Genomic DNA, 25121 nt, shown 5'->3' with positions numbered 1-25121 from the left:
GCTACCTCCTGAATTCGGGGACGTCGCGGTTGAGCAGGAACTGCGTCGGGTTCCGCGAGATCGTCTGGGTCAGACGGTCGAGGTTCCCGATCAGGGCGCGGGTCTCGGTGGCCAGCCGGGTATAGAGCGGCAGGCCCGTGGTGGTGAAGGCCTGCACCCCGGGCGCGGCCCCCTCGATCAGCGTCTGCAACCCGGTGAAGGTCTCGGCGGCGGCCTGGCTTGCGGCGCGCACGTCGGCCGAGATCACCGGCAGGTCCTCGGACACGGTGCCGACCGCGGTGGTCAGCGAGGCGACGGTCGCCTGCAGCTCGGTGACCAGCGCCCGGATCTCCTCGTTGATCAGGGTGTCGGCCCCGGCAAAGGCGCCCTCGGCCGCGACCAGCGTGCGCTGCCCGGTCTCGAGCGCGCCGTTGATGGCGGCCAGCGTCTCGTTGGCGTTGGCGAAGGTGTCCGTCACCTGCGTCAGCGTGGTGCCGGCCTGCGTCACCAGCCCCGACAGGCCGGCGGTGGAGGCGGTCAGGTCTTCGCCGACCGTGGTGGCGACGGTGCGGGTGGTCTCGGCCGCGGCCCGGATGTCGGCCATCAGCGCCGGCAGGTCGGTGGCCGCGGCGGTGTTGATGGCGGCGATGGCCTCGGTCGCGGCGGCGACGGCGGCGCGGGTCTCGGCCAGCAGCGGCGTGCCCTGCTCGACGATCAGCCCGTCGATGCGGGTGGCCGCGGCGCCCACCGCGGTCGAGGTGGTCTCCAGCGTCTCCAGCAGCGTGTCGACCCGCGCCAGCGTCGCCGCGGCCTCCTGCAGGCGCAGGGTCGCGGTCTGACCCGTGGTGCCGAGGGTGGCCATCAGGGTGCTGGCGTCCGTGCGCAGCGTGGCCAGTTCGGCCCTGAGCACGGTCAGCGTCTCCTGCACCCCGGTGGTCGCGGCGGTCAGGTCCTCGGCGATGTAGCGCTGCCCCTCGGCGATGGCGCCCTGGGCCAGCACCAGTGTGTCGGTGCCGCTGGCCACAACGGCGGTGGCCTGGTCCGCCAGCAGGTCGATCGATTCGAGCGTTTCGTTGGCGGTGGCCAGCACCACGGCCAGTTCCGTGGTCAGCGTGTCGAGCGTGGTGTTGAACCGGTCGATCTGCTGGGTGAACTGGTCCACGGTGCCGGTGATCCCGGAAATCCCCTCGAGCGCGGTCACGAATTCCTCGGACGCGGTCTCGACGTTCACCAGGATGCGGTCGACCCGGCCCTCGTTCTCGCCGCTGAACAGGTTGCCGATGTCGCGCACCACGCGCAGGGTCTCGCTCACCAGCTCGGGCGCGTCCTCGGTCAGCGACTGCAGCATCGAGCGGCCCGCCGCGATCTCGGGCACCACGCCATCGCGCGCGTCCAGCAGCGGCGCCTCGGGCGTGCCGGGGTCGATGCCGACGAAGGACACCCCCGTCACGCCCTGGGATTCGATGGTAGCGACGCTGTCGGCCCGCACCGGCGTCTCGGCGTCGACCTCGACCCGCACGAGGATGGTGCCGTCGCGCTCGGGCGCCAGCCGCACGTCGACGACCTGGCCCACGGGAAGGCCGCTGAAGCGCACGTCCGACGCAGCGCTGAGGCCCGCGACCGAGTCGAAGCGCACGTCGTAGTAGGCGAACTGCCGGTCCAGCTCCACCCGCGCGAGCCACAGGAAGAAGCCGAGGATGCCGAGCATCCCCGCCAGCGCGAACAGGCCGATCAGCAGGTAGTTTGCCTTGGTCTCCACCTAGCGGTCTTCCCCCGTTTGTGCCGCCTCGGCGGCGTCGATCGCGGCCCGTGCCCGCGGACCGTGGAAATAGGATCGCACCCATGGATGGTCGACCGACAGCATGTCCTGCATGGTGCCGGTGACCAGCACCTTGCGTTCCGCGAGGACGGCGATCCGGTCGCACACGGCGTGCAGCGTGTCGAGGTCATGCGTGACCAGAAAGACCGTTAGGCCAAGCGACCGGCTGAGTCCACGGATCAGCTGGTCGAAGTCGGCGGCGCCGATCGGGTCGAGGCCGGCCGTGGGTTCGTCGAGGAACACGATCTCGGGGTCCAGCGCCAGCGCCCGGGCCAGGCCCGCGCGCTTGCGCATCCCCCCCGACAGTTCCGAGGGGTACTTGTCGCCGGCCAGGTAGGGCAGGCCCACCATCGAGATCTTGAGGTCGGCCAGCTCGCGCGCCAGGCCCGGGTCGAGGTCGGGGATGCCGCGCATCGGCACCTCGACGTTCTCGCGCACCGTCAGCGACGAGAACAGCGCGCCGTCCTGGAACATCACGCCCCAGCGCATCTGCAGCGCGGTGCGGGCGGCTAGGTCGGCGGTGCGCACATCGGTCCCCAGCACCCGGATCGAGCCCGCCGCCGGCGTCTGCAGCCCCGCGATGGTGCGCAGCAGCACCGACTTGCCGGTGCCCGAGCCGCCGACCACGCCCAGCACCTCGCCGCGGTAGACATCGAGGTCGAGCCCGTCGTGCACCACCTGGGTGCCGAACTGGTTGCGCAGCCCGCGCAGCTCGATCACCGGCTCGCCGCGCGCGCTCACAGCCCGATCTCCGCGAAGAAGATGGAGAACAGCGCGTCGGCCACGATCACCGCGAAGATCGCGGCGACCACCGCCTTGGAGGTCTGCTGCCCCAGCGATTCGGCGTTGCTGCCCACCTGCATCCCGGCATGGCAGCCGACCACGCCGATGATCAGCGCAAAGACCGGCGCCTTGACCATGCCGACGGTCAGGTGGCTGATGTCGGTGCCCTCGAGGAACCGGGTGCGGAACATGGCGGGCGAGATGCCGAGCTCGAGCCAGGACATCAGCGCCCCGCCGAACAGCCCGGCAAGATTGGCGATCAGCCCCAGGATCGGCAGCATGATCAGCAGCGCCAGGATCCGCGGCACGAACAGCACCGCCGCCGGGTCGAGGCCGAGGGTGCGCATGGCGTCGATCTCCTCGCGCATCTTCATCGAGCCGATCGCGGCCGTGAAGGCCGACGCCGTGCGGCCCGCCACGATGATCGCGGTCAGCAGGATGCCAAGCTCGCGCAGGATCGACACCGCGATCAGGTCGACGACGAACACCTCGGCGCCGAACTGGCGCAGCTGCGAGGCGCCCTGGAAGGCCAGCACGATGCCGATCAGGAAGGACATGAGCGCGACGATCGGCACCGCCTTGACGCCCACCTCCTCGCAGTGGTGCACCAGCGCCGTCAGCCGGAAGCTGCGCGGGTGCCGCAGGCCGCGCCCGAGCCGGGCGAGGAACAGGCCGAGGTAGGCCGTCAGCCCGCGCGCCGTGCGGCCGGTGTCGGCCACCGCGCGCCCCAGCCCGGCGACGCGCTCGGCCAGCCCGCGGGGGGGCGCCGGGGCGGGTTCGGGCCGCGGCATCGCGCGTTCGACGCTGGTGAGGATCGCCTCCATCTCGGGGGTCGCGCCGGCCAGCTCCAGCCGGCCGCCGGCCTCGGCCAGCCGCGCCCTGAAGCGGGCGACGAGCCACCCCCCGGCGGTGTCGAGCCGCGTCACCGCGCCGAGGTCGAGCCGCGCCTCGGCCACCGGGCCGATCCCGTCGAGGCGGCGCGCCGCCGCGCCGAGGGTGCGGATGGTCAACGGGCCGGCCACGGCGATGCGCGTCGCGGCGCCGCCGGTCTCGACCTCGATGCTGACCTCCGGGGAGCCCCCCATGCCGCCGCCTCCGTCCCGGCCCGGATCGCGCCTGCCGCGCGCGGGCCATCCCGCCTTGTAGGCCCGCGTCCCGAAAGGTGCAAACGGAACGCCGCGCTGCGGCGCGGTCCGGCGCGCGGTCGCAGGGCGCCCCTGCGCTTTGCGGCGGTAGGCCGGCCTTAACCGTGCTAGATCAGGGTCATGGACATCGTTCTTGTCACCACGATCATCGCCGCGCTGTTCCTCGTGATCGGCGTGTCCGAGCCGCTGGCGGCACGCCTGCGCCTGCCGCAGAGCGTGATCCTCGCGTCGCTGGGCATGTTGATCGGGGTCGGCGCCCTGTTCTTCCTGCGCACCGAGCTGACCGACGCCCTGAACCCGGTGGCCGAGGCGATCCTGGCGCTGCCGATTCGGTCGAACGTGTTCCTCTACGTGTTCCTGCCGACCCTGCTGTTCCAGGCCACGCTGGGGATGAACCTGCGCCGGATGCTGGACGACTGGGTGCCGATCCTGGTGCTGGCGGTGGTCGCGGTGGTGGTGGCGACGCTTGGGGTGGGCTACGCGCTGTTCTGGGCCAGCGCCCTGCCGCTGGCGGCCTGCCTGCTGATCGGCGCGATCGTGTCGACGACCGACCCCTCGGCGGTGGTGTCGATCTTCCGCTCGATCTCGGCGCCGCGGCGGCTGGCGCGCATCATCGAGGGCGAGAGCCTGCTGAACGACGCCGCCGCCATCGCGCTGTTCGGGCTGTTCATGGGCTTCGTCATGCTGGGCGTCCCCGACCCCGACCTCGGGCAGACGCTGGCGCGGTTCCCGCTCCTGATGGCGGGGGGCGCGGTGACGGGCTGGCTGGCCGCGCAGGCGGCGATCTGGCTGATGGCGCTGTTTCCCGGCCACCCGCGGGCGCAGGTGTCGATCTCGGTCGCGCTGCCCTACCTCGCCTACATCGGCGCCGAGCAGAGCGTGGGCGCCTCGGGCGTCATCGCGGTGGTGGCGGCGGGGCTGACGCTGAACCTGACCGGCCCCGGGCGCCTGCCGCCGCAGTCCTGGTCCAATCTGCGCGAGGTCTGGGACCTGCTGGCGCACTGGGCCGGGGCGCTGATCTTCATCCTCGCGGCGCTGCTGATCCCGCGCCTGCTGGAGGGCGCGCGCCCCTCGGATTTCGTGCTGATCGGGGTGGTGGTGCTGGCCGCCATCGCCGCGCGCGCGGTGATCCTGTTCGGGCTGCTGCCGCTCCTGACCGCGATCCGCCTGTCGCCGCCGGTCGACGTGCCCTACCGCGCCGCGATCCTGTGGGGGGGCTTGCGCGGCGCGGTCACGCTGGCGCTGGCGCTGGCGGTGACCGAAAGCCTGCGGGTGCCGCTGGAAACCAAGCGGCTGGTGGGCATCCTCGCCACCGGCTTCACCCTGTTCACGCTGCTGGTGCAGGGCACCACCCTGCGCTGGGTGATCGGGCGGCTCGGCCTCGACCGGCTGTCGCCCATCGAGGAGGCGCTGTCGCGGCAGGTGGTGGCCGTGGCCCTGCAGACCGTGCGCGAGGACGTGGCCCGCACCACCGAGACCTACGACCTCACGCGCGAGATCGTCCGCACCGAGGCCAAGCAGTTCGGTGCCCGGCTCGACGACGCCGTCCGCGCCGCCGAGGACAGCGCCGACATCCTCGACCGCGACCGCATCACGCTGGGCCTGATCGCCCTGGCCGGCCACGAGCGCGACACCATCCTGCGCTGCCTGCGCGACCGCACCATCCCGGGCGCCATGGCCGAACGCCTCCTGTCCGACGCCGACCGGCTGATCGAGGGCGCGCGCACCGCCGGGCGCAGCGGCTACCAGCGCGCGGCGCGGCAGGCGGCGACCTATGGCCGGGGGTTCCGCGCGGCGGTGTGGCTGCACGGGCGGCTGCGCCTGTCGGGGCCGCTGGCGCGGCTGACCGCCGACCGCTTCGCGCTGTTGCTGTCGCAGCGCCTGATCCTGCGCGACCTGGACGAGTTCATCGACGGGCGCATCCGCCGGATCCACGGCCGGCGCGTCGCCGACCTGCTGCAGGAGCTCTTGTCGCGCCGGGTCGAGGCGGTGGAGACCGGCCTCGAGGGCCTGCGCCTGCAATACCCGGGCTACGCCGAGGAGCTGGAGCGCCGCTTCATCCGCCGCACCGCCCTGCGGCTGGAGGAACGGGAATACGGCGCGATGCGCGAGGACGGGCTGATCGGCGCCGAGGTCCACACCGCGCTGACCGAGGACATCGCGCGCCGCCGGTTCGCGGCCGAGGACCGCCCGGCGCTCGACATCGCGCTGCAGGGCCCCGAGCTGGTGCGCCAGTTCCCGCTCTTCGCCGACCTCGACCCGGCCGCCCTGCGCCAGCTCGCCCGCGCGCTGCGCCCGCGCTATGCCGATGCCGGCGAGATCCTGCTGCGCAAGGACGCGGGCGCGCGGCGGGTGTTCTTCATCGCCTCGGGCGCGGTCGAGCTGGAGGTCGCCGGCCAGAGCTGGCGGCTCGGCCGGGGCGAGATGTTCGGGCAGATGGCCGTGCTGATGCGCCGGACGCCGCGGGCCGAGGTGCGGGCGATCGTGCCCTCGACGCTGCTGGTGCTGGACGAGGACAGGTTCCGCCGGCTCCTGGCGCGCAGCGGGGCGCTCCGCGACGCGGTCCGCGCCAGCGCCGCCAAGCGCGGCATCGACCCCGACGCGCTGCTGCCGGACGCCCCCGCATCCGCGCCCGCGCCCCGCGATCCCCCGGACGCGGCCCCGCCCGACGGCCCCGGGCCGCGGTGACGGCTGCGGGTTTGCGCCGCCGCGCTTCGGCGATAGACAGGGGGCCAAGGGGCCGCGCGCGGCCCGCCACCGCACCCCGGGAGAGGCAGATGGCAGACCAGCAGGCACCGGACCGCGACGACGAGGACTGGGCGGACGAATACGAGAAGGTCCCGTCCTCGGTCATCTTCGAGGCGATCCGCCGCGAGGGCGAGCACGAGCTGCGCCGCCCGACCAGCGCCCTGTGGTGGTCCGGCGTCGCCGCGGGCCTGGCGATCAGCACCTCGGTGCTGTGCAAGGGGTTCCTGGCCGCCATGCTGCCGCACGAGCCCTGGGCCGAGGCGGTCACGAACCTGGGCTACACGGTGGGGTTCCTGATCGTGATCCTGGGGCGGATGCAGCTGTTCACCGAGAACACCATCACCCCGATCCTGCCCCTGTTCCTGGCGCCCAGCCGGTCGTGCTTCGTGCTGACGGCGCGGCTCTGGGGGATCGTGTTCGCGGCCAACCTGGTGGGCTGCCTCGCCGCCGCGCTGGTGCTGGTGCACGGCCATATCCTGCCCGAGGCGCGTTTTGACGGGATCCTCGCGGTCTCGCGGCACTACGCGCAGGCGACGCCCTTCGAGCATTTCGCCTGGGGCATCCCGGCGGGGTTCCTGATCGCGGCGCTGGTCTGGATCCTGCCGCGGATGGAGGGGGCGGGCGAGGTGCTGATGATCGTGATCGTCACCTATGCCATCGGGCTTGGCGGCATGTCGCACGTGGTGGCGGGGTCGACCGAGCTGTTCATCCTGGTGGCGCGGGGCGAGCTCGGCGTCGGCGCGGCGGTGTTCGGCGGCATCCTGCCGGCGCTGGCGGGCAACGTGCTGGGCGGCACCGGCATCTTCGCCGCGCTGACCTACGCACAGGTGCGCGAGGAGATCTGAGCGCCCCGGCCGGGTCCCGGGTGCGCCCCGGGCGGAAATCCGGCCCCGGGCGGTTTTCATTCCGGGCGGGGCCGGTATGCTGGGCCCCATGGTTCGGCAGCTGCTTCCGATTTCCGCCCTGCTTCTGGGCTCGGCGCTTCTTCTGTTCGCCGGTGGCATCCACGGCCTCGTCCTGCCCGTCCGCGGCTCGGCCGAGGGGTTCAGCGCCGGCGCGCTCGGCCTGCTCGGCACCGGCTGGGCCATCGGCTATGTCGCCGGCTGCCTGATCGCCCCGCGGCTGGTGGGCGCGGTAGGCCATATCCGCACCTTCGGCGTGATGTGCGCGCTGGCGGCGGTGTCGATCCTGGTGCAGGCGCTCTACGTGTCGCCCGAGGCCTGGATCCCGGTGCGGGCGGTGTCGGGCTTCTGCTTCGCCGGCGCGGCGATGATCGTGGAATCCTGGCTGAACGACCGCGCCCAGCCCTCGACGCGCGGCAAGATCTTCGGCGTCTACACGATGGTGAACCTCGGCGCGGTGACCGCCGGGCAGATGGCGGTGTCGCTTGGCGACGTGACCGGCTTCGCCCTGTTCGCCGTGGGGGCCATCGTCTACTGCCTCGCGCTAGTGCCGACGGCGCTGTCGACCTCGGCCTCTCCGGCGCCGCTGACCTCGGTGCGGCTGGACGTGCCGGCGCTGTGGCGCAACTCGCCGGTGGCGGTGGCGGCGGTGTTCCTCGTCGGCATCTCGAACGCCGCCTTCGGCACGCTGGCCGCGGTCTATGCCGACCGGGTTGGGTTGGAGCTGACCGCCATCGCGCTCTTCGCCAGCATCCCGGTGTTGGCCGGCGCGCTGGCGCAGATCCCGATCGGCTATGCCAGCGACCGGATGGACCGGCGCAAGGTGCTGGTGGCGACCGCCGCGGTGGCGCTGGGCGCCGATCTCGCCTTCGTGCTGCTGGCGCCCTCGGGCGAGGTGCTGAACCTCGCGCTGGTCGGCATCTTCGGCGCGGCGATCTTCGCCATGTACCCGATCATCGTTGCCCACGCCAACGACAACGCCGGGCCGGGCACCTCGATCCAGGTCTCGGGGGGGCTGCTGATGATCTTCGGGATCGGGTCCATCGTGGGGCCGCTGGTCGCGGGCCTGATGATGAACGTCGCCGGGCCGGGCGGGCTGTTCCTGACCACCATCGTGGCGCATGTCCTGATGATCGCCTTCACGCTCTGGCGGATGTCGCGCCGCGCCGCCGTGCCCGCCGCGGAAAAGACCGCCTTCCGCATCACCGTGCCGGCGCGCTCCTCGACCCCCGAGACCGTGGCGCTGGCCGCCGGCGACGACGGCGACCGGCCGGCCGAGGCGCAGGAGGCCCCGCCCGCGGCGCCCGGTACCGGGGGCGGCGACGACCCGGGCCAGCCCGGCGACGACCCGGCGCGCCCGGCCTGAAGCGGGCCCCCGGGCGTCTGGGGCAGGACGGGCAGGATTGGGGGTTTGGTAGGCCCGGCAGGATTCGAACCTGCAACCAAAGCGTTATGAGCGCTCTGCTCTGACCGTTGAGCTACAGGCCCGCCTGTCCCCCGGATACGCGGGGCGCCCCGTCCCGGTCAAGCGCCGGGCGCGCCAGCAACTGCCGCATGGACGCGCGGGCGGCCGCCTGATAGGGGCGGGCGCAAGATCAGGAGGTGTGCCCATGACCGACCCCAAGACCGGCCTCACCTATGCCCAGGCGGGCGTCGACATCGACGCGGGCAATGCGCTCGTCGAGCGGATCAAGCCCGCCGCCGCCGCCACCGCGCGGGCCGGCGTGATGAGCGGGCTCGGCGGCTTCGGCGCGCTGTTCGACCTCAAGGCCGCGGGCTACGACGACCCGATCCTTGTGGCGGCCACCGACGGGGTGGGCACCAAGCTGAAGATCGCGATCGACACCGGGCTCTACGACACCATCGGCATCGACCTGGTGGCGATGTGCGTCAACGACCTCGTGTGCCAGGGGGCGGAGCCGCTGTTCTTCCTGGACTATTTCGCCACCGGCAAGCTGGAGGTCGACGCCGCCGCCCGCATCATCGCGGGCATCGCCGAGGGCTGCCGGCTGTCGGGCTGCGCGCTGGTGGGCGGCGAGACCGCCGAGATGCCGGGCATGTACGCGCCGGGCGACTTCGACCTCGCGGGCTTTGCCGTGGGCGCGATGAACCGCGGCGCGGCGCTGCCGGCGGGGGTGACCGAGGGCGACGTGCTCCTCGGCCTCGGCTCGGACGGGGTGCATTCCAACGGCTACTCGCTGGTGCGCCGGATCGTCGAGCGGTCGGAGCTGGCCTGGGATGCGCCGGCGCCCTTCGCCGAAGGGACGCTGGGCGCGGCGCTGCTGGCGCCGACGCGGCTCTACGTGCGGCCGGCGCTGGCGGCGGTGCGGGCCGGCGGCGTGCATGGCCTCGCGCATATCACCGGCGGCGGGCTGACCGAGAACCTGCCGCGGGTGCTGCCCGAGGGGCTGGGGGCCGAGATCGACCTTGGCGCCTGGACCCTGCCGCCGGTGTTCCGCTGGCTGGCCGACGAGGGCGGGCTGGCGCAGGGGGAACTCCTCAAGACCTTCAACGCCGGCATCGGCCTGGTGCTGGTGGTGGCGGCCGACCGGGCCGAGGCGCTGGCGGCCGACCTCGCCGCGGCGGGCGAGACGGTGCACCGGATCGGCACCGTGGTGCCGGGGCAGGGGGTCAGCTACCGCGGGACGCTGGCTTGACCAAACGCGTCGCGATCCTGATCTCGGGCGGCGGCTCCAACATGGTGACGCTCGCGCGCAGCATGACCGGCGACCACCCGGCCCGGCCCTGCCTGGTGCTGTCGAACGACCCCGCGGCCGGGGGGCTGGCCAGGGCGGCCGCCATGGGCATCCCCACGGCGGTGGTGGACCACCGGCCCTTCGGCAAGGACCGCGCCGGGTTCGAGGCGGAGCTGACCCGGGTGCTGGAGGCCCATGCCCCCGACATCCTGTGCCTCGCGGGCTTCATGCGGGTGCTGACGGAGGGGTTCGTGACGCGCTGGCAGGGGCGGATGCTGAACATCCACCCCTCGCTCCTGCCGAAGTACCGGGGGCTGCACACGCACCAGCGCGCGCTGGAGGCGGGCGATGCCGAGGCCGGCTGCACCGTGCACGAGGTAACGGCGGAGCTCGATGGCGGGCCGATCCTGGGGCAGGCGCGGGTGCCTGTGCTGGAGGGCGACACGCCCGACACGCTGGCCGCCCGGGTGCTGGAGCAGGAGCACCGGCTCTATCCGCTGGTCCTCCGGCGCTTTGCCGCGGGGGAGCGGGGGCGCATCGACCTGTGACCGCGCGGCAGGTCCTTGCAAGGACCTGCCCATAGCCTTGCAAGGCTATGGGAACGCCCTTGCAAGGGCGTGGCAAGACCCTTGCAAGGGTCTTGCGTCCAAGCTCACAACAGCGACTTGACCTTCGCCGCCACCGCCTCGGGTGTGATGCCGAAATGCGCGTAGAGGTCCTCGGCCGGGGCCGAGGCGCCAAAGCCGTGCATGCCTACGAAGCCCGACTTTTCCCGCTTGCCGCGCTCGCCATAGAGCCAGCGGTCCCAGCCGAAGCGGATCGCCGCCTCGACCGCCACCCGCACCGGCCCGGCGGGCAGAACGCGGCGGCGGTAGGCCTCGTCGGTCTCCTCGAAGATCTCCCAGCAGGGCATCGACACCACCCGCGTGCCGATCCCCTCGGCCTGCAGCAGGTCGCGCGCGGCCATCGCGATGGCGACCTCCGAGCCCGTGGCGAGCAGGATCGCCTGGCGCTTCCCCTCGGCCTCGGCCAGGACATAGGCGCCCTGCGCGACCAGGTTCTTCGCGGTATGCGTGGTGCGCAGCGTCGGCACCGACTGCCGGCTCAGGGCCAGCACCGACGGCGTCCGTGTCTGGCCCAGCGCGACCTCCCAGGCCTCGGCGGTCTCGACCGCGTCGGCGGGGCGCATCACCAGCAGGTTCGGCGTCGCCCGCAGCATGGCGAGGTGTTCCACCGGCTGGTGCGTCGGCCCGTCCTCGCCCAGCCCGATCGAGTCATGCGTCATCACGTAGGTCACCGGTACGCCCATCAGCGAGGACAGCCGCATCGCCGCGCGGGCGTAGTCGGTGAAGACCATGAAGGTGCCGCCGTAGGGCCGCACGCCCCCGTGCAGCGCCATGCCGTTCATCGCCGCCGCCATGCCGTGCTCGCGGATGCCGTAGTGGACGTGGCGCCCCTTGCGGTCCTCGGGCCCGAAGGTGCCGAGCCCCGCGGTGTTGGTGTTGTTCGAGCCGGTCAGGTCGGCCGAGCCGCCCAGGTGCTCGGGCAGGATCGGGTTGATGACTTCCAGCGCCATCTGGCTGGCCTGCCGGGTCGCGACCTTGGGCCGGGCCTCGGTGTGCTGCTTCTTCAGCGCGCGGATCGTCGCGGCGAGCTTCTTCGGCGCCTCGGCGGCAAAGGCGCGGACGAACTCGGCCTTCTTGCTGTCCGACATCAGCGCGAAGCGGGTCTCCCACTCCTCGCGCGCGGCGCGGCCGCGGGCGCCCACGCCCTCCCACCAGGCCTTGAGGTCGGCGGGGATCTCGAAGGCGCCGTGCGGCCAGCCGTAGCCGTCCTTGGCCGCCTGCAGCTGCTTGGGATCGGTCAGCGCGCCGTGACCCTTGGCGGTGTCCTGCGCGGCGTGACCCAGCGCGATGTGCGTCTTGCAGGCGATCATCGCGGGGCCGGCGCTGGCCTTGGCCGCGGTCAGGGCGCGGTCGATGTCGGCGGGGTCATGGCCGTCGCACTCGAACACGTCCCAGCCGCTCGCGGCAAAGCGCGCCTTCTGGTCCGTGCGGTCGGCGATCGAGACCTTGCCGTCGATGGTGATGCCGTTGTCGTCCCACATCACGATCAGCCGCGACAGCTGTTGCCGGCCGGCCAGCGCGATGGCCTCCTGGCTGATCCCCTCCATCAGGCAGCCGTCGCCCGCGATGCACCAGGTGTAGTGGTCGATGACCTTCTTCCCCCACTTCGCGCGCAGGAATTCCTCGGCCATGGCAAAGCCCACGGCATTGGCGATCCCCTGGCCCAGCGGGCCGGTGGTGGTCTCGATGCCCGTGGCGTGGCCGTATTCCGGGTGGCCCGCGGTGATCGCGCCGAGCTGGCGGAAATTCTTGACCTGCTCCAGCGTCATGTCCGCGTAGCCGGTCAGGTAGAACAGCGAGTAGAGCAGCATCGAGCCGTGCCCCGCCGACAGGATGAACCGGTCACGGTTCGGCCAGTCGGGCGCGCTCGCGTCGAAGCTCAGGTGCTTGTCGAACAGCACCGTCGCCACGTCGGCCATGCCCATCGGCATCCCCGAATGGCCGGAGTTCGCGGCGGCCACGGCATCCAGCGTCAGCGTGCGGATGCAGGCGGCGCGGCGCCAATGCTCGGGGTTGCGGGCGGCAAGCGCGGTCAGGTCCATGTCAGCTGTCCTTCGTCTGGCGGCCCGGGCAGGGGCCGGGCCGGTGCGCCGTCTCATAGCAGAGGCGGATGGTGGCGCAACCAGTAAGGGGGCCGCGGGCGCCCATTTGCCGCCGACCGGGCGGGGGTGGGCGCGGAAAGCCTTGCAAATCTGGGGGATTTGATCTTCGCTAAGGGAAACAACAGGGGCCCGGGGCCGGCGAGGGCCGCCCCCGGCGAAACCACGGGGCACCGGCAGCGATGGGCGACAACGCCGAATTCGAGAAACTGAGCACGCTGGAGGCGCGGCTGGCGGACGCGCTCGACCGCATCGCGGTGGGCGTGGGCGAGGCGGTGGCGCGCGCGCCGATCGAGGATCCGGGGATGACCTCGGGCGCCTTCGAGGACGCGCAGATCCGGGCCGAGGCCGCCGAGGCGCGGGCCGCCGCGCTCGAGGCGCGCGTGGCCGAGCTGGAGGCGGCGGGCGGCGTCGGCGCGGTCCGGGACCTGTCCGAGATCGAGGCCGAGCGCGACGCGGCGCTGCAACGGGTGCAGGCGCTCGAGGCCGCGCGCCAGGCCGACCGCGACGAGGCCGAGCGCACGCTGGGCGCGCGCGACGCGCGCATCGCGGCGCTGGAGGCGGGGCTGTCCGAGGCGCAGGCCGCGCCCGCCGACAGCGCCGAGGCCGACCGGCTGCGCGGCGTGGTGGGCGAGCTGGAGGCGCGGGTCGCGCGGCTGCGCGCCGAGCGGGCCGAGGCCATCGCCGAGCGCGACGAGGCCCGCGACATCGCCGAGGAACTGCAGGCCGCCTCGGGCATGGACCCCGAGGAGCGCGCGATGGCGCTGCGGGCCGAGATCAAGGAGCTGCGCGTCATCAACGCGCGGCTGACCAAGAACCTCGCCCGGCTCAGGGGCGAGAAGGCCAGCGACCCCACGGTGCTGAACAAGGCGCTGGTGGTCGAGCTCGACGCGCTGCGCGCCGCGCGGGCGTCGGAGGCGGCGGAACTGGAACGCATCCTGGCCGATCTCGGCCAGCCCGGCGCGGGGGAGGGCGGACATGCCTGAGGTCAGGATCGAGATCGGGGGCCGCGAATTCGCGGTCGCCTGCCAGCCGGGCGAGGAGCCCTTCCTGCACGCCGCGGCCCGGATGCTGGACACCGAGGCCACCGTGATCCTCGGCCAGATCGGGCGGATGCCGGCGGACCGGATGCTGCTGATGGCGGGGCTGATGCTGGCCGACAAGACGGCGGCGCTGGAGGACGAGATCAAGGGCCTTCAGGACAAGATCAAGGCGCAGGACAAGACGCTCGCCTCGGCCGAGGAACGCCTGGCCGACCGGGCGCGGCGCATCGCCGAGCTGCAGGAGGCGGGGCCGCGGACCGAGCTGCCCGACCGCTTCACCGACGGGCTGGCCGAGTTGGCCGCCCGCGCCGAGGCCATCGCAGACGAGCTGGAGGCGCGGCGGGGGTAGGGCGGTTTCCGAGGCGGAAACCGCCGCAAACCTGCAGGTTTGCGGGTCGAAAAGCTGCAGCTTTTCGCGCCGGAAAACTCGGGTTTTCCGGCTTGATCAGTCCAGAAGAACGGGCAGGAGGCGCGCGGCCTCGTCGCGCGGATGGCTCAGCGCCGACTTGTCCTCGCCGGGGTAGAACCGCGCCCGCACAGCCGTCGGCATCGGGTTCGGCCGCAGCAGGTGCACCCGCATCGGGAACTTCGCCGTCTCGGCCTGCCAGCTCTGCACCAGCGCGCGCTGGGCGGCCTTGGACATGGCGTAGGCGCCGGCATACTTGTCGTCCCAGCCGTCGTCGAAGAACACCGCCCGCGGTTTCGCGGACGGCGCGATCAGCGGTTCGACGAAGGCCACCAGCCGCGTGAAGGCGCGGATGTTGGTGGCGATGACCTTGTCCAGATCCTTGGCCGCGATGTGCGGCGCGGGCGTCAGGGCGCTGACATGGATCGCGGAATGGACCCAGATGTCGGCGCGGCCCCAGCGGTCGTGGATCGACCGGCACAGATGCGCCATCGCGCCCTCGTCGGTCACGTCCATCGGCGCCAGCGTCGCCTGCCCGCCCTGCGCCTTGATGCGGTCGTCGAGCTCCTCGAGCCCGCCCACGGTGCGGGCCACGGCCACCACATGGGCGCCGCGCGCGGCCAGCCATTCGGCGCTCGCCGCCCCGATCCCGCGGGAGGCGCCCGTCACCAGCGCGATCTGTCCGTCCAGAGGTCTGTCCATGGCGCGCCTGTTGCCCGCTTGCGCGCCGGAACGCAAGGGGCTGCGGCGGTGCGGCGCGCTTGACTTGGGCCCCCCGCGCGGGAATACCGGGTGCCAACGGATACGGACCAACGCACGGAGGCGAATATGGGCCGCGACACTCTCCTGACCGCGACACTGGGCAGCCAGACCCTGCTGAAGAAGGCGATGCTGGTGCTGGCCGGCTCGATCTTCATCGCGGTGGCGGCGCAGATCACGGTGCCGATGTGGCCCGTCCCGGTGACGCTGCAGACGCTGGCGATCCTGCTGGTGGGCTTCACCTTCGGCAGCCGGCTGGCGCTGGCCACGATGCTCGCCTACCTCGCGCAGGGCGCGGCGGGCCTGCCGGTGTTCGCGGGTGGCCTGAACTTCGTCGCCTTCGCGGGTCCGACCGCGGGCTTCCTCCTGGGCTTCGTCGCGATGGCCTGGGCCGCGGGCCTGGCCGCCGAGCGGGGCATCGCCCGCGGCGTGGTGTCGACCGCGCTGGTGGCGCTGGCGCTGTCAGCGATGATCTACCTGCCGGGCCTGGCCTGGCCGATGGCGCTGGCCGGCGGCTTCGGCCTCGAGGCGGGCTGGGTCGCGCAGGACGCGGGCTACTACTGGACCTGGTTCGTCGCGCCCTTCCTGGTCGGCGACGCGCTCAAGGCCGTGATCGCCGCGCTGGTCGTGACCGGCGCCTGGGCCGCGCTGCGCAAGCGCGCCTGACCGCGCGCAACCGGACAAGACAGGGGGCCGTCCTGCGGGGCGGCCCTTTTGCTTTGCGGCGGTGTCAGGCGCGCAGGTGGCGCAGCAGTTCGCCCGCGCCCAGGTCCTCGTAGAGCGCCGCGATCTCGGGGGCGGTCAGGCCGCCGTCCTGCTGGGCGGCCAGCAGCGGGTGCTTGGGGTCGGTGATCCAGTAGACCGGCATCCCGCCGCCCGCGACGGGCACGATCACCCCCTTGGACAGCACCGGCCCCGACGCGGCCGGCACCCGGGAATAGAGCCAGGCGAACAGGTCGCCCAGACGGTCCGCGTCGCCGCGCCCCTGCGCCGAGCGGAAGCGCGCGAAATCCCCGGTCGACAGGTTGGCCCAGACCTGCAGGAACACGTGTTCGTCGGTGCCCCGGACCGGGATCGGCAGCTTGGCCCGCACCAGCAGGTCGCGGCCGCGGCGGGCGTAGCGCTCGGTCACCACGTCGCCCGAACCGTCCAGCGCCTCGTCGGGCAGGGGGGCGGGCGGGTGCGCCCAGCCGAAGGGGCGCAGGCGGACGGCGTTGGCGGCATCCCACACCTCGCCGCAGCAGGCGCAGCGGTAGCCGGGGGCGGTGAGGCGCCGGGCCAGCTCCGCCTCGGAGATGGGCTTGGGGGCCTTGGAGCGGCGGAAGAGCTTGAGCATCACTCGGCCGGTTCTGCCAGCTTGAATCCCTTGGCGACCATGTCGGTCGGTTTCACCGGATAATCGCCCGAGAAGCAGGCGTCGCAATAGGCAGGTTGCCGCGCGTCGCGGCCCTGCGCCACGCCGACCGCGCGGTAGAGCCCGTCGAGCGACACGAAGCGCAGCGAGGCGACGCCCAGATGATGCTGCATCTCGGTCTCGGTCATGGTGGCGGCCAGCAGCTTTTCGCGCTCGGGCGTGTCGACCCCGTAGAAGCAGGGCCAGGCGGTCGGCGGGCTGGCGATGCGGAAATGCACCTCGGCCGCGCCGGCATCGAGGATCATCTCCTTGATCTTGCGGGAGGTGGTGCCGCGCACCACGCTGTCGTCGACCAGGATCACCCGCTTGCCGCGGATCAGCGCGCGGTTGACGTTCAGCTTGAGCCGGACGCCCATGTTGCGGATCTGCTCGGTCGGCTCGATGAAGGTGCGGCCCATGTACTGGTTGCGTATGATCCCCATGCCGAAGGGGATGCCGCTTTCATGGGCATAGCCGATGGCGGCCGGCGTGCCGCTGTCGGGCACCGGGCACACCAGGTCGGCCTCGACGGGCGCCTCGCGGGCCAGTTCCACCCCGATCTGGCGGCGCGTCTCGTAGACCGACCGGCCGCCGATGATCGAATCGGGGCGCGAGAAATAGACATGCTCGAAGATGCAGAAGCGCGGGCGCTTGGGCTCGAAGGGCTTGAAGCTTTCGACCGTGGTGCCGGTGATGACCACCATCTCGCCCGGTTCGACCTCGCGCAGGAACTCGGCCCCGATGATGTCGAGCGCGCAGGTCTCGGAGCTGAGGACATAGCCGTCGCCCACCCGGCCCAGCACCAGCGGCCGCACGCCCAGCGGGTCGCGCACGCCGATCAGCTTGGTCCGCGTCATGGCGACGACGGAAAACGCGCCCTCGACCCGGCGCAGCGCGTCCTTCATCCGCTCGGGGATGGTGCGCTGCAGGCTGCGGGCCATCAGGTGGATGATGCATTCGCTGTCAGACGAGGACTGGAAGATCGAGCCGCGCTCGATCAGCTCGCGGCGCAGCTCGTCGGCGTTCACGAGGTTGCCGTTGTGCGCGATGGCGGCCCCGCCCATGGCGAATTCGCCGAAGAAGGGCTGCACGTCGCGGATCTGGGTGTTGCCCTTGGACCCGGCGGTGGAATAGCGCACATGCCCGATCGCCAGCTCGCCCGGCAGCGTTTCCATCAGCGACTGCTTGGTGAAGTTGTCGCGGACGTAGCCGAAGCGGCGGGCCGAGTTGAAGCCCTGCACCGGGTCGTAGGACACGATCCCGCCCGCCTCCTGCCCCCGGTGCTGGAGCGCGTGCAGGCCCAGGGCCACGAAATTCGCCGCGTCGGCCACGCCGATCACGCCGAACACGCCGCATTCCTCGCGCAGCTTGTCGTCGTCACGGGGGTCGAACGGGTGGCGGGGGAGGGCATCCATCGGGGGCGAATCTCCGGTCGGCGTCGACAGGGGTGACATAGGGCAGGCGGGCGGCGGTGTCATCAAACGATCATGATCGTCCCGGCCACGCGCCCGGTGGACGGCGGCGTGCCGCCCCTTTAGCCTGCATTCCGGGCGGTCTTGCAAGAGGAACCGGGCGATGCGGGCGATCATCTTCCTGGCGGGGCTGGCGATGGCGGCCAGTTTCGTCCTCACCTGGGTCGAGCCGCCCTTCGCGGGGCCCGAGGTGTCGCCGCTGTCGCTGGTGCGTCAGGGGGCGATCTCGGTGGGCGCCGATGCGTCGTGGCAATCCTGGGTCTTCGTCGGCGGCTTCGCGGTGGCGGGGCTGGCGGCGCTGGTCGCGGTGATGGGGCGGGGCGCGGCGCTCTTGGCGCTGCTGGCGGGGCTGTCGCCGCTGGTCGTCGTGGGCGACGCGGTGATCCGGGCCGAGGACCTGCGCCGCGACCTCGGCCTGCCCTTTCCGGTCGATTTCGGCGACATCGCCGGCACCTGGGAGGTGATGCAGGATTTCCTGCGCCTCGGGGTCTGGGCCTACCTGGGCGGGGCGCTTCTGCTGCTGGTCGCGGGGCTGTCGGCGCTGAAGGGGCGCGGCTGAGGCTTATTCGGCGGGCACGCAGGTGCCGGTCAGCTGCTCGTAGCGGGCCAGGATCCAGCCCGGCGCGTCCGAGGGGATCTGCGCCTCGACCTGGTCCTGCAGGTGCGAGAACACCTGCGCCGACCGGCTGTCGGACACCATCGCCACCGGCTCGCTGCCCACCACGCGGTCGTAGGCGATGAAGGCCACCACCACCAGGAGCACGCCGCGCGCCACCCCGAACAGGAACCCCAGCCCCGCGTCGAGCCCCCCGATCACCGACCGCTGCACGGCGGTGGAGAACAGCGGCGTGAACAGCGAGATCACCACCAGCGCCACGGCGAAGACGCCGGCAAAGCTGGCCATCACGCCAAGCTCGCAGCTGTCGCCGATGAAGTCGCCGAGATAGGGGATTTCCCGGATCAGCGGGAGCGCGTTCGGCGCGAAGATGAAGGCGACCACGGCGGCGAGGATCCAGCCGCCGATCGACAGCACCTCGCGCACGAAGCCGCGGGCATAGGCCAGGATCGCGGAGACCACGATCACACCGGCCACGATGCCGTCGACGAGGGTGAAACCTTCCATGCCGCTGCCCTTATCCGTTCCCGCCCGCGGGCGCTATCCTGCCCCGAAGACCTCGCCCACGAAACGGGGGAGATCCGCCATTTCCTGCACGCGCACGCCGCTGTCGCTGCCGAACTTGCAGCCCGCGGGCGCGATGGCGCCCGAGAAACCAAGTTTCGCGGCCTCTTTCAACCTGTTTTCCGCCTGTGACACCGGCCGCAGCGCGCCGGACAGCGACAACTCGCCAAAGACGACGCTGTCGCGCGGCAGCGCCGCGTCCTCGCGCGCCGACAGGAGCGCGGCCGCCACGGCGAGGTCGGCGGCCGGTTCCGAGATGCGGATGCCGCCCGCGATGTTGAGGTAGACGTCGAGCCCCTGGAACGAGATACCGGCCCGCGCCTCGAGCACGGCGAGGATCATGGCAAGCCGCCCGCCATCCCAGCCCACCACCGCGCGGCGGGGCTGGCTGAGGGAGGACGGCGCCACAAGCGCCTGGATTTCCACCAGAACGGGCCGGGTGCCCTCGATGCCGGCAAAGACCACGGCGCCCGGCGCGGGTTCCTCCCGGTCGGACAGGAAAAGGGCCGAGGGGTTTGCCACCTCGGACAGCCCCGCGCCGGTCATCTCGAAGACGCCGATCTCGTCGGCGGGGCCGAAGCGGTTCTTGACCGACCGCAGGATGCGGAACTGGTGGCCGCGCTCGCCCTCGAAATAGAGCACCGTGTCGACCATGTGCTCGACCACGCGGGGGCCGGCGATCTGGCCTTCCTTGGTGACATGGCCGACCAGCATGACCGCGACGCCCCGGCGCTTGGCGAAGCTGGTCAGCTCATGCGCCGAGGCGCGGACCTGGCTGACGGAGCCGGGCGCGGCCTCGACCGTATCCAGCCACATGGTCTGGATGGAATCGATGATGGCGAGGTCCGGCGTCTCGGCCTCCAGCGTCGTCAGGATGTCGCGCAGGTTGGTCTCGGCGGCCAGCATCACCGCGCTGTCGGCGAGGCCAAGGCGCTGGGCGCGCATCCGCACCTGTGCCGTCGCCTCCTCGCCCGAGACGTAGATCACCTTGGCGCCCGCCCGCGCGAAGCTGGCGGCCGCCTGCAACAGCAGCGTGGATTTCCCGATGCCGGGGTCGCCGCCCACCAGCGTGGCCGAGGCGGGCACGAGGCCGCCGCCCAGTACCCGGTCCAGCTCGCCCATGCCCGAGGTGCGGCGGGGCGGCGGCACCTCCTGCGTGCGCAGGTCGGTCAGGCCGATGCGCCGGCCCTTCATCGCGCCGAGCGCCGTCTTGCCGGGGCCGGCCGACAGCGGCGCCTCCTCGGCGATCGAATTCCACTCGCCGCAGGCGTCGCAGCGGCCCGACCATTTCTTGTGGACGGCGCCGCAGGCGGTGCAGACGAACTGGGTCACGGGCTTGGCCATGCCCCCGGGCTTAGCCGAGCGCGCGGGCAAGGGAAAGGCTCAGGCGAGCCCCGCCTGCCACAGGATCGCCAGCGTCAGGCCCAGCGTGACGGCCAGCCGGAACCCCAGGCTCCGCCGGTCGCCCTGGCCGACCTCCGCCAGCCCCCGGTGCAGCCCGTAGGCCAGCCCCCCCGCGATGACCACGGCGGCCAGCGGCGCGGCGCCCGGCAGGTCCATCACCGCCCCCGCGGTCAGCAGGATCGCCCCGCCCATCATCGGCGGCCCCGCGCGGCGGGCGAGGTTCAGCACCATGCCCCGCTTGCGCCCCGTCCGCCGCTCGCCCACCAGGCGCTGCGTCCAGGTCAGGCCCGCAAGCGCCGCGTAGACGCCCAGCGTGATGGCGAAGATGAGGATGATCCGGTCCATGCCCATGGGCTTAGCGGAGCGCGCCCGCCCGCGCCAGCCGCGCGGTGGCGAGGCCCACCCCCAGCGACACCAGCACGCAGGCGGTGAACAGCCACAGGCCCCAGGCGGTTTCCACGCGCCCGACGGCCATGCCCTTGGCCAGCGTGACGTAGACCGCGATCAGGAACACGTCGGCCATGGCGAGCTTGGACAGCACCTGCACCGCGGGCAAAAGGCGCAGCGGCGCGCGCGACAGGTGCATCAGCGCCAGCGCGACGGTCTTGGCCAGCGGCGCGACGAGGGCAAAGAGCGCGACAAGGGCGGCCAGCGCGGCCTCGCCCTCGGCCCAGAGCGTGCCGATGCCCGACAGGATCGAGATTTCCGACAACCCGAACAGCGGCAGCAGGCCCGCCCGCATCAGCGGCGCGGCCCAGGCGACGGGGAAGAGGACGAGGAGCGCGAGGTTCAGCGCGGTCAGGGTGCGGAGCATGGGCCCCATGTGGGGCGCCGCCGCGGTCGCCTGCAAGGGGCGCGGGGTCAGGCGATCTGCCGGGCCCAGATCACGGCCGACCCGATCGCCAGCGCCAGCGCGATCCGCGCGGCCTCGGCGGCCGGCGTGGCCGTCTCGCGGATGTCGTTCAGCGCCATCTGCGCGCCCCAGGCCAGGCCCGCGGGGAACAGCACCGCGATCAGCACCACGACCGAGGGCAGCCCGATCACCGCGCCCACCAGCACCACGACCAGCAGGAGGATCATCGCCGGCACCAGGTTGGCGATCAGGTCGATCACATGGGGCACCCGCTGGCGGTGCTCGGCCCGCGTGAGGTGGCGCGCCCAGGCCAGAAACGTCACCCCGGCATAGGCCCAGAGCAGCGTGGCGATGGCCTCGACGGCGGCGATGGGGGTCATGGGACGTCGCCCGGCGGGGCGATGCCGAGGAAGATCGGCGGCACCCCGCCCGGCGCCTCGGCGATCTGGGCATAGGCAGTGAAATAGGCCAGCGCCGCCACGATCACGAGCAGGTCGACCCAGGCCGGCCGCACCCGCGCGGCCAGCGCCCCCATCAGCCAGAACGGCACCGCCACCACCCCCGCCGCAAGGCCGAGGATGGCGCCGAGCCCGAGGTCGACCCCCGCCGCCGACAGCACCAGCACCCCCAGCGCCACCGCCCCCGCGGCCAGCGTGAGCGCGTGCAGCACGCGGCCCCGCGCGCGGGTGGCCAGCCGCACCGCGCCCGACAGCGCCAGCGCGCCGGTCAGGGCAAACACCGTGCCGCCGAACACCAGCGCCAGCGTGCCGGGGTCGGACAGGATGTCGCCCACCGCCCTCACGTCGCCACCAGCACGAAGACCAGCGCCACCGCCGCCAGCGCCACGGCCGCAACCAGGGCCGGCGCCCGCGGCCGCGCCCCGGTCAGCCGCGCGCCGCGCCAGAAATCCAGCAGCGCCCAGGCGTAGACGAAGGTGATGGCATAGCCCTGCCAGTCCTGCCCGGCCGCCTCCTCGGGGCGCAGGCCCGGCAGGAGGGTCAGCACGAGGCCCGCCACGAGCGCGAGGGCCGAGGACACCAGCGCCGATCCGAACAGCACCCGCGCCGGCGTCCCGCGCCGGAGGTTCACAGCGGCAAAGACCAGCGCCGCCAGCGGGAACAGGAGCGCGGCAAGGGGCAGGGCGGTGGCGACCACCAGCGCCTCGATCCCGGGGGCGGCGTCGGGGTCCATCAGCGCAGGGCCGCGATCGGGCCGACCGCCGAGCCGGTCACGAACTGGCGCAGGTAGGGGTCGGCGGCGGTGTCGATCTGCGACACCGGGCCGTGCCAGCGGATCTTGCCGTCATGCAGCATCGCCACCTTGTCGGCGATGGCGCGGACCGAGGACATGTCGTGGGTGATGGTGACGGCGGTCGCGCCCATCTCGGTCACGATCTCGCGGATCAGGTCGTTGATGACGCCTGCCATGATCGGGTCGAGGCCGGTGGTCGGCTCGTCGAAGAAGATGATCTCGGGCGCCGCCGCGATGGCGCGGGCGAGGCCGACGCGCTTCTGCATCCCCCCCGACAGCTCGGACGGGTAGAGGTCGGCCACGTCCGGCGTCAGGCCGACGCGGCGCAGCTTCTCGATGGCGATCTCGCGCGCCTCGGGCCTGGGGCGCTTCTGGCTGCCGCGCAGGAGGCGAAAGGCGACGTTCTGCCAGACCGGGAGCGAATCGAACAGCGCGCCGCCCTGGAACAGCATCCCGAAGCGGGCGAGAAAGGCGTCGCGGTCGCCGGTGGTCACGTCTTGCCCGTCGACGGTGATGGTGCCGCGGTCGGGCCGCACGAGGCCGAGGATGCACTTGAGGCAGACCGACTTGCCGGTGCCCGAGCCGCCGATGATGACGCAGCTTTCGCCCGCCGCCACGTCGAGCGTCAGGCCCCGCAGGACCTGTTTCGACCCGAAGGCCTTGTGGACGTCGTCGAGCCGGATCATGCGGTGAAGAAGAGCTCCGTCAGCAGGTAGTTCGCGGCGAGGATCAGGATCGAGGCCGAGACGACCGCGTTGGTCGTGGCCCGCCCCACCCCCTGCGCGCCGCGGCCCGAGTTCATGCCATGGTAGCAGCCCATCAGCGCGACGAGGAACCCGAACACCGCGCCCTTGATCAGGCCCGAGGTCACGTCCCAAGGTTCGAGGAAATCGGCGGTGTTCTGCAGGTAGGCGGCCTCGTTGAACCCCAGCCGCGTGGTCGAGACGAGGTAGCCGCCGAAGATGCCGATGGCGTCGCCCACGGCGACCAGCACCGGCAGGCTGAGCGTCGCCGCAAGGATGCGCGGAACGGTGAGGTATTTCAACGGGTTGGTGGACAGCGTCACCAGCGCGTCGATCTGTTCGGTCACCTTCATGGTGCCGATCTCGGCGGCGATGGCGGCCGCGACCCGGCCCGCGACCATCAGGCCGCCCAGCACCGGCCCGAGTTCCCGCACGATGCCGATGGCGACGATCTGGGGCACCACCGCCTCGGCGTTGAAGCGCGCGCCGCCGGCGTAGATCTGCAGCGCCAGCGCCCCGCCGGTGAACAGCGCCGTCAGCCCCACCACCGGCAGCGACAGCCAGCCGATGTGCAGGAGCTGCCAGAGGAATTCCCGCGGGTAGAAGGGCGGGCGCAGCAGGTGGCTGACCGCCTGCACGGCATAGAGCGCCACACGGCCGATGGCGGCCATAAGCGACAGGGTGGAGCGCCCGAGAATGGCCAGCGGGGTGAGCGCGCGCATCATGCGCCGAGGTAGAGGCGCTGGTAGCGGCGCCCGAGCGAGGTGAGGATCTCGTAGCCGATGGTGCCCGCGACCTCGGCCAGCTGGTCGACGGTCTGGTCGGGGCCGAGGATGTCGAGGTGGTCGGGCACGGCGGGCAGGTCGGTCACGTCGACGGTCAGGAGGTCCATGGAGACGCGGCCAGCGAGGCGGCATTTCCCATGCGGCGCAGACAGATAGGCGGCGTTGCTCATGTAGCGGATGAGCCCGTCCGCGTACCCCGCTGACAGCGTTGCAATCCTGCGCGGCGTGTCGGCGGTGAAGGTGGCGGAATAGCCCACGATCTCGCCCGGTGCCACGTCGCGGACCTGCACCACGGGCAGCGACAGGCGGACGACGGGGCGGGCGTCCGCGAAGGGCTGGCCGCCGTAGATCCCGACGCCGGGGCGGGTCACGTCGAAGTGGTAGTCGGGGCCGAGCAGGATGCCGCCCGTCGCCGCGAAGCTGCGGGGCGCGGTGACGCCGGCGGACATCGCGGTGAAGGCACGCAGCTGGGCCGCGTTCATCGGGTGGGCGGGGTCGTCGGCGCAGGCGAGGTGCGACATGACCAGCGTGAGCGGCCCGGCCTCGAGGTCGGCGCGGGTGGCGGCCCAGTCGGGCGCCTCCATCCCGAGCCGGTTCATGCCGCTGTCGAGCTGCACGCCGTAGGGGTGGCCGGGCAGCGCCGCGCGGTGGCGGGCGGCCTGTTCGGGGCTGTTCAGCATCGGCGTCAGCGCGTGGTCGCGGATCAGCGCCGTGTCGCCCGCCATGTGGCCGGAAAAGACGTTGATCTCGGGGCCGGCCCCGAGCGCGCCGCGGAGCGCCGCGCCCTCCTCGGATGTCGCCACGAAGAACCGCCGCGCGCCTTCGCGGGCGAGCCGCGTCGCCACTTCGGCCGCGCCGCAGCCGTAGCCGTTGGCCTTGACCACCGCGCCGGTCTCGCCGCGCGAACGGCGGGCGAGGTCGCGCCAGTTGGCGGCGAGCGCGTCGAGGTCGATGGTGAGGATGCCGGTGCCCATGGCCTTCTGTCGCGCCGGGGGGCGGCGGGGTCAAGGGGGCGCTGCCCCCGTCGCCCTTTGG

The 25121-nt window shown here is 72.5% G+C and carries 26 protein-coding genes and 1 tRNA gene; 9 read left to right on the top strand and 18 right to left on the bottom strand.

Annotated elements, in window-relative coordinates; all coding sequences use genetic code 11:
* Position 1: 1 nt before the first annotated feature.
* The 3 genes from HCU73_RS15025 to HCU73_RS15015 are packed head-to-tail and all read right to left on the bottom strand — an operon-like array spanning position 2 to position 3666.
* A complete protein-coding gene (locus tag HCU73_RS15025; protein WP_168624281.1) occupies positions 2-1738 on the bottom strand; it encodes an MlaD family protein in 1737 nt (578 codons plus the stop codon).
* Positions 1739-2539: an ATP-binding cassette domain-containing protein gene (locus HCU73_RS15020; protein WP_168624280.1), complete on the bottom strand. Its 801-nt coding sequence runs from the start codon at positions 2537-2539 to the stop codon at positions 1739-1741. It abuts the gene before it with no gap.
* On the bottom strand, positions 2536-3666 hold the full coding sequence (locus HCU73_RS15015) for an ABC transporter permease (protein WP_168624279.1): 1131 nt from the start codon (positions 3664-3666) through the stop codon (positions 2536-2538). The genes HCU73_RS15020 and HCU73_RS15015 overlap by 4 nt, the downstream gene beginning before the upstream one ends.
* 180 nt (positions 3667-3846) lie before the next feature.
* On the opposite strand from HCU73_RS15015, the gene HCU73_RS15010 reads away from it, so the two are divergent.
* The 3 genes from HCU73_RS15010 (at position 3847) to HCU73_RS15000 (ending at position 8742) form a co-directional block, all read left to right on the top strand.
* The gene (locus HCU73_RS15010) at positions 3847-6414 is read left to right on the top strand and encodes a cation:proton antiporter (RefSeq protein WP_168624278.1); all 2568 of its coding nucleotides are present in this window, start codon (positions 3847-3849) and stop codon (positions 6412-6414) included.
* Positions 6415-6503: 89 nt separating this feature from the next.
* Positions 6504-7319 carry a formate/nitrite transporter family protein gene (locus HCU73_RS15005; protein WP_168624277.1) on the top strand — a complete coding sequence of 272 codons (816 nt, stop codon included), beginning with the start codon at positions 6504-6506 and terminating at the stop codon, positions 7317-7319.
* A gap of 88 nt (positions 7320-7407) precedes the next feature.
* On the top strand, positions 7408-8742 hold the full coding sequence (locus tag HCU73_RS15000) for an MFS transporter (RefSeq protein WP_168624276.1): 1335 nt from the start codon (positions 7408-7410) through the stop codon (positions 8740-8742).
* Between the two features lie 46 nt (positions 8743-8788).
* Here the strand turns inward: HCU73_RS15000 and HCU73_RS14995 are convergent.
* Positions 8789-8864 (bottom strand) — tRNA-Ile (locus HCU73_RS14995).
* 122 nt (positions 8865-8986) lie between these two features.
* Here HCU73_RS14995 and purM point away from each other — a divergent pair.
* Together purM and purN are read left to right on the top strand one after the other, a co-directional pair.
* Complete coding sequence (purM, locus tag HCU73_RS14990) at positions 8987-10033, top strand: phosphoribosylformylglycinamidine cyclo-ligase (protein WP_168624275.1); 1047 nt, start codon at positions 8987-8989, stop codon at positions 10031-10033.
* Positions 10030-10620: a phosphoribosylglycinamide formyltransferase gene (purN, locus tag HCU73_RS14985; RefSeq protein ID WP_168624274.1), complete on the top strand. Its 591-nt coding sequence runs from the start codon at positions 10030-10032 to the stop codon at positions 10618-10620. Before purM ends, purN begins: the two co-directional genes overlap by 4 nt.
* Positions 10621-10724: 104 nt before the next feature.
* On the opposite strand, the gene tkt is transcribed toward purN, so the two are convergent.
* Positions 10725-12740: a transketolase gene (tkt, locus tag HCU73_RS14980; RefSeq protein ID WP_168624273.1), complete on the bottom strand. Its 2016-nt coding sequence runs from the start codon at positions 12738-12740 to the stop codon at positions 10725-10727.
* A 239-nt stretch (positions 12741-12979) separates the two neighbouring features.
* On the opposite strand from tkt, the gene HCU73_RS14975 reads away from it, so the two are divergent.
* A complete protein-coding gene (locus tag HCU73_RS14975; protein WP_168624272.1) occupies positions 12980-13783 on the top strand; it encodes a hypothetical protein in 804 nt (267 codons plus the stop codon).
* The gene (locus HCU73_RS14970) at positions 13776-14189 is read left to right on the top strand and encodes a cell division protein ZapA (RefSeq protein ID WP_168624271.1); all 414 of its coding nucleotides are present in this window, start codon (positions 13776-13778) and stop codon (positions 14187-14189) included. Before HCU73_RS14975 ends, HCU73_RS14970 begins: the two co-directional genes overlap by 8 nt.
* Positions 14190-14285: 96 nt before the next feature.
* Here HCU73_RS14970 and HCU73_RS14965 read toward each other — a convergent pair whose 3' ends face one another.
* The gene (locus HCU73_RS14965) at positions 14286-14948 is read right to left on the bottom strand and encodes an SDR family NAD(P)-dependent oxidoreductase (RefSeq protein ID WP_210730660.1); all 663 of its coding nucleotides are present in this window, start codon (positions 14946-14948) and stop codon (positions 14286-14288) included.
* Positions 14949-15074: 126 nt separating this feature from the next.
* On the opposite strand from HCU73_RS14965, the gene HCU73_RS14960 reads away from it, so the two are divergent.
* Positions 15075-15671, top strand: a complete 597-nt coding sequence (locus HCU73_RS14960) for a biotin transporter BioY (protein WP_168624270.1) — start codon at positions 15075-15077, stop codon at positions 15669-15671.
* 64 nt (positions 15672-15735) lie between these two features.
* Here the strand turns inward: HCU73_RS14960 and HCU73_RS14955 are convergent, their stop codons facing one another.
* Both HCU73_RS14955 and purF read right to left on the bottom strand, forming a co-directional pair.
* Complete coding sequence (locus tag HCU73_RS14955) at positions 15736-16341, bottom strand: DUF2199 domain-containing protein (RefSeq protein ID WP_168624269.1); 606 nt, start codon at positions 16339-16341, stop codon at positions 15736-15738.
* On the bottom strand, positions 16341-17813 hold the full coding sequence (gene purF, locus HCU73_RS14950) for an amidophosphoribosyltransferase (RefSeq protein WP_168624268.1): 1473 nt from the start codon (positions 17811-17813) through the stop codon (positions 16341-16343). The genes HCU73_RS14955 and purF overlap by 1 nt, the downstream gene beginning before the upstream one ends.
* Before the next feature lie 160 nt (positions 17814-17973).
* Between purF and HCU73_RS14945 the strand changes: the two genes are divergently transcribed.
* Entirely contained in the window at positions 17974-18429 is a 456-nt protein-coding gene (locus HCU73_RS14945) for a hypothetical protein (RefSeq protein ID WP_168624267.1), read from the top strand.
* 3 nt (positions 18430-18432) lie between these two features.
* Here HCU73_RS14945 and HCU73_RS14940 read toward each other — a convergent pair whose 3' ends face one another.
* The 10 genes from HCU73_RS14940 to alr are packed head-to-tail and all read right to left on the bottom strand — an operon-like array spanning position 18433 to position 25060.
* A complete protein-coding gene (locus HCU73_RS14940) occupies positions 18433-18993 on the bottom strand; it encodes a CvpA family protein (RefSeq protein ID WP_168624266.1) in 561 nt (186 codons plus the stop codon).
* 33 nt (positions 18994-19026) lie between these two features.
* On the bottom strand, positions 19027-20394 hold the full coding sequence (gene radA / locus HCU73_RS14935) for a DNA repair protein RadA (RefSeq protein WP_168624265.1): 1368 nt from the start codon (positions 20392-20394) through the stop codon (positions 19027-19029).
* Positions 20395-20433: 39 nt separating this feature from the next.
* Positions 20434-20799, bottom strand: a complete 366-nt coding sequence (locus HCU73_RS14930; RefSeq protein WP_168624264.1) for a hypothetical protein — start codon at positions 20797-20799, stop codon at positions 20434-20436.
* 10 nt (positions 20800-20809) lie between these two features.
* Positions 20810-21268 (bottom strand): paraquat-inducible protein A, encoded by a 459-nt coding sequence (locus tag HCU73_RS14925; protein WP_168624263.1) that lies wholly within the window; start codon positions 21266-21268, stop codon positions 20810-20812.
* Between the two features lie 47 nt (positions 21269-21315).
* A complete protein-coding gene (locus HCU73_RS14920) occupies positions 21316-21687 on the bottom strand; it encodes a hypothetical protein (protein WP_168624262.1) in 372 nt (123 codons plus the stop codon).
* Positions 21684-22100 carry a hypothetical protein gene (locus HCU73_RS14915; RefSeq protein WP_210730659.1) on the bottom strand — a complete coding sequence of 139 codons (417 nt, stop codon included), beginning with the start codon at positions 22098-22100 and terminating at the stop codon, positions 21684-21686. The genes HCU73_RS14920 and HCU73_RS14915 overlap by 4 nt, the downstream gene beginning before the upstream one ends.
* A gap of 5 nt (positions 22101-22105) precedes the next feature.
* Positions 22106-22498 carry a hypothetical protein gene (locus HCU73_RS14910; RefSeq protein WP_168624260.1) on the bottom strand — a complete coding sequence of 131 codons (393 nt, stop codon included), beginning with the start codon at positions 22496-22498 and terminating at the stop codon, positions 22106-22108.
* Positions 22498-23244: an ABC transporter ATP-binding protein gene (locus tag HCU73_RS14905; protein WP_168624259.1), complete on the bottom strand. Its 747-nt coding sequence runs from the start codon at positions 23242-23244 to the stop codon at positions 22498-22500. Before HCU73_RS14905 ends, HCU73_RS14910 begins: the two co-directional genes overlap by 1 nt.
* Positions 23241-24023: an MlaE family ABC transporter permease gene (locus HCU73_RS14900; RefSeq protein ID WP_168624258.1), complete on the bottom strand. Its 783-nt coding sequence runs from the start codon at positions 24021-24023 to the stop codon at positions 23241-23243. The genes HCU73_RS14905 and HCU73_RS14900 overlap by 4 nt, the downstream gene beginning before the upstream one ends.
* Entirely contained in the window at positions 24023-25060 is a 1038-nt protein-coding gene (gene alr, locus HCU73_RS14895; RefSeq protein WP_168624257.1) for an alanine racemase, read from the bottom strand. Before alr ends, HCU73_RS14900 begins: the two co-directional genes overlap by 1 nt.
* Positions 25061-25121 lie beyond the last annotated feature (61 nt).

The sequence above is a fragment of the Roseicyclus persicicus genome, assembly GCF_012395815.1.
Lineage (GTDB): Bacteria > Pseudomonadota > Alphaproteobacteria > Rhodobacterales > Rhodobacteraceae > Roseicyclus > Roseicyclus persicicus.
The sequence above is the reverse complement of the archived record's forward strand: the minus strand, read 5'-3'. Positions and strand labels throughout refer to the sequence as shown.

Bases quoted from the DNA above. Each gene is read 5' to 3' on its own strand.
- HCU73_RS15015 (WP_168624279.1), bottom strand. From the start codon at position 3,666: ATGGGGGGCTCCCCGGAGGTCAGCATCGAGGTCGAGACCGGCGGCGCC.
- HCU73_RS14905 (WP_168624259.1), bottom strand. From the start codon at position 23,244: ATGATCCGGCTCGACGACGTCCACAAGGCCTTCGGGTCGAAACAGGTC.
- radA (WP_168624265.1), bottom strand. From the start codon at position 20,394: ATGGCCAAGCCCGTGACCCAGTTCGTCTGCACCGCCTGCGGCGCCGTC.
- HCU73_RS14965 (WP_210730660.1), bottom strand. From the start codon at position 14,948: ATGGACAGACCTCTGGACGGACAGATCGCGCTGGTGACGGGCGCCTCC.
- purF (WP_168624268.1), bottom strand. From the start codon at position 17,813: ATGGATGCCCTCCCCCGCCACCCGTTCGACCCCCGTGACGACGACAAG.
- alr (WP_168624257.1), bottom strand. From the start codon at position 25,060: ATGGGCACCGGCATCCTCACCATCGACCTCGACGCGCTCGCCGCCAAC.
- purM (WP_168624275.1), top strand. From the start codon at position 8,987: ATGACCGACCCCAAGACCGGCCTCACCTATGCCCAGGCGGGCGTCGAC.
- HCU73_RS14970 (WP_168624271.1), top strand. From the start codon at position 13,776: ATGCCTGAGGTCAGGATCGAGATCGGGGGCCGCGAATTCGCGGTCGCC.
- HCU73_RS15010 (WP_168624278.1), top strand. From the start codon at position 3,847: ATGGACATCGTTCTTGTCACCACGATCATCGCCGCGCTGTTCCTCGTG.
- HCU73_RS15005 (WP_168624277.1), top strand. From the start codon at position 6,504: ATGGCAGACCAGCAGGCACCGGACCGCGACGACGAGGACTGGGCGGAC.
- HCU73_RS14955 (WP_168624269.1), bottom strand. From the start codon at position 16,341: ATGCTCAAGCTCTTCCGCCGCTCCAAGGCCCCCAAGCCCATCTCCGAG.
- HCU73_RS14920 (WP_168624262.1), bottom strand. From the start codon at position 21,687: ATGACCCCCATCGCCGCCGTCGAGGCCATCGCCACGCTGCTCTGGGCC.
- HCU73_RS15000 (WP_168624276.1), top strand. From the start codon at position 7,408: ATGGTTCGGCAGCTGCTTCCGATTTCCGCCCTGCTTCTGGGCTCGGCG.
- HCU73_RS14910 (WP_168624260.1), bottom strand. From the start codon at position 22,498: ATGGACCCCGACGCCGCCCCCGGGATCGAGGCGCTGGTGGTCGCCACC.
- tkt (WP_168624273.1), bottom strand. From the start codon at position 12,740: ATGGACCTGACCGCGCTTGCCGCCCGCAACCCCGAGCATTGGCGCCGC.
- HCU73_RS14975 (WP_168624272.1), top strand. From the start codon at position 12,980: ATGGGCGACAACGCCGAATTCGAGAAACTGAGCACGCTGGAGGCGCGG.
- HCU73_RS14940 (WP_168624266.1), bottom strand. From the start codon at position 18,993: ATGGAAGGTTTCACCCTCGTCGACGGCATCGTGGCCGGTGTGATCGTG.
- HCU73_RS14900 (WP_168624258.1), bottom strand. From the start codon at position 24,023: ATGCGCGCGCTCACCCCGCTGGCCATTCTCGGGCGCTCCACCCTGTCG.
- HCU73_RS14930 (WP_168624264.1), bottom strand. From the start codon at position 20,799: ATGGACCGGATCATCCTCATCTTCGCCATCACGCTGGGCGTCTACGCG.
- HCU73_RS14960 (WP_168624270.1), top strand. From the start codon at position 15,075: ATGGGCCGCGACACTCTCCTGACCGCGACACTGGGCAGCCAGACCCTG.
- HCU73_RS14945 (WP_168624267.1), top strand. From the start codon at position 17,974: ATGCGGGCGATCATCTTCCTGGCGGGGCTGGCGATGGCGGCCAGTTTC.
- HCU73_RS14925 (WP_168624263.1), bottom strand. From the start codon at position 21,268: ATGCTCCGCACCCTGACCGCGCTGAACCTCGCGCTCCTCGTCCTCTTC.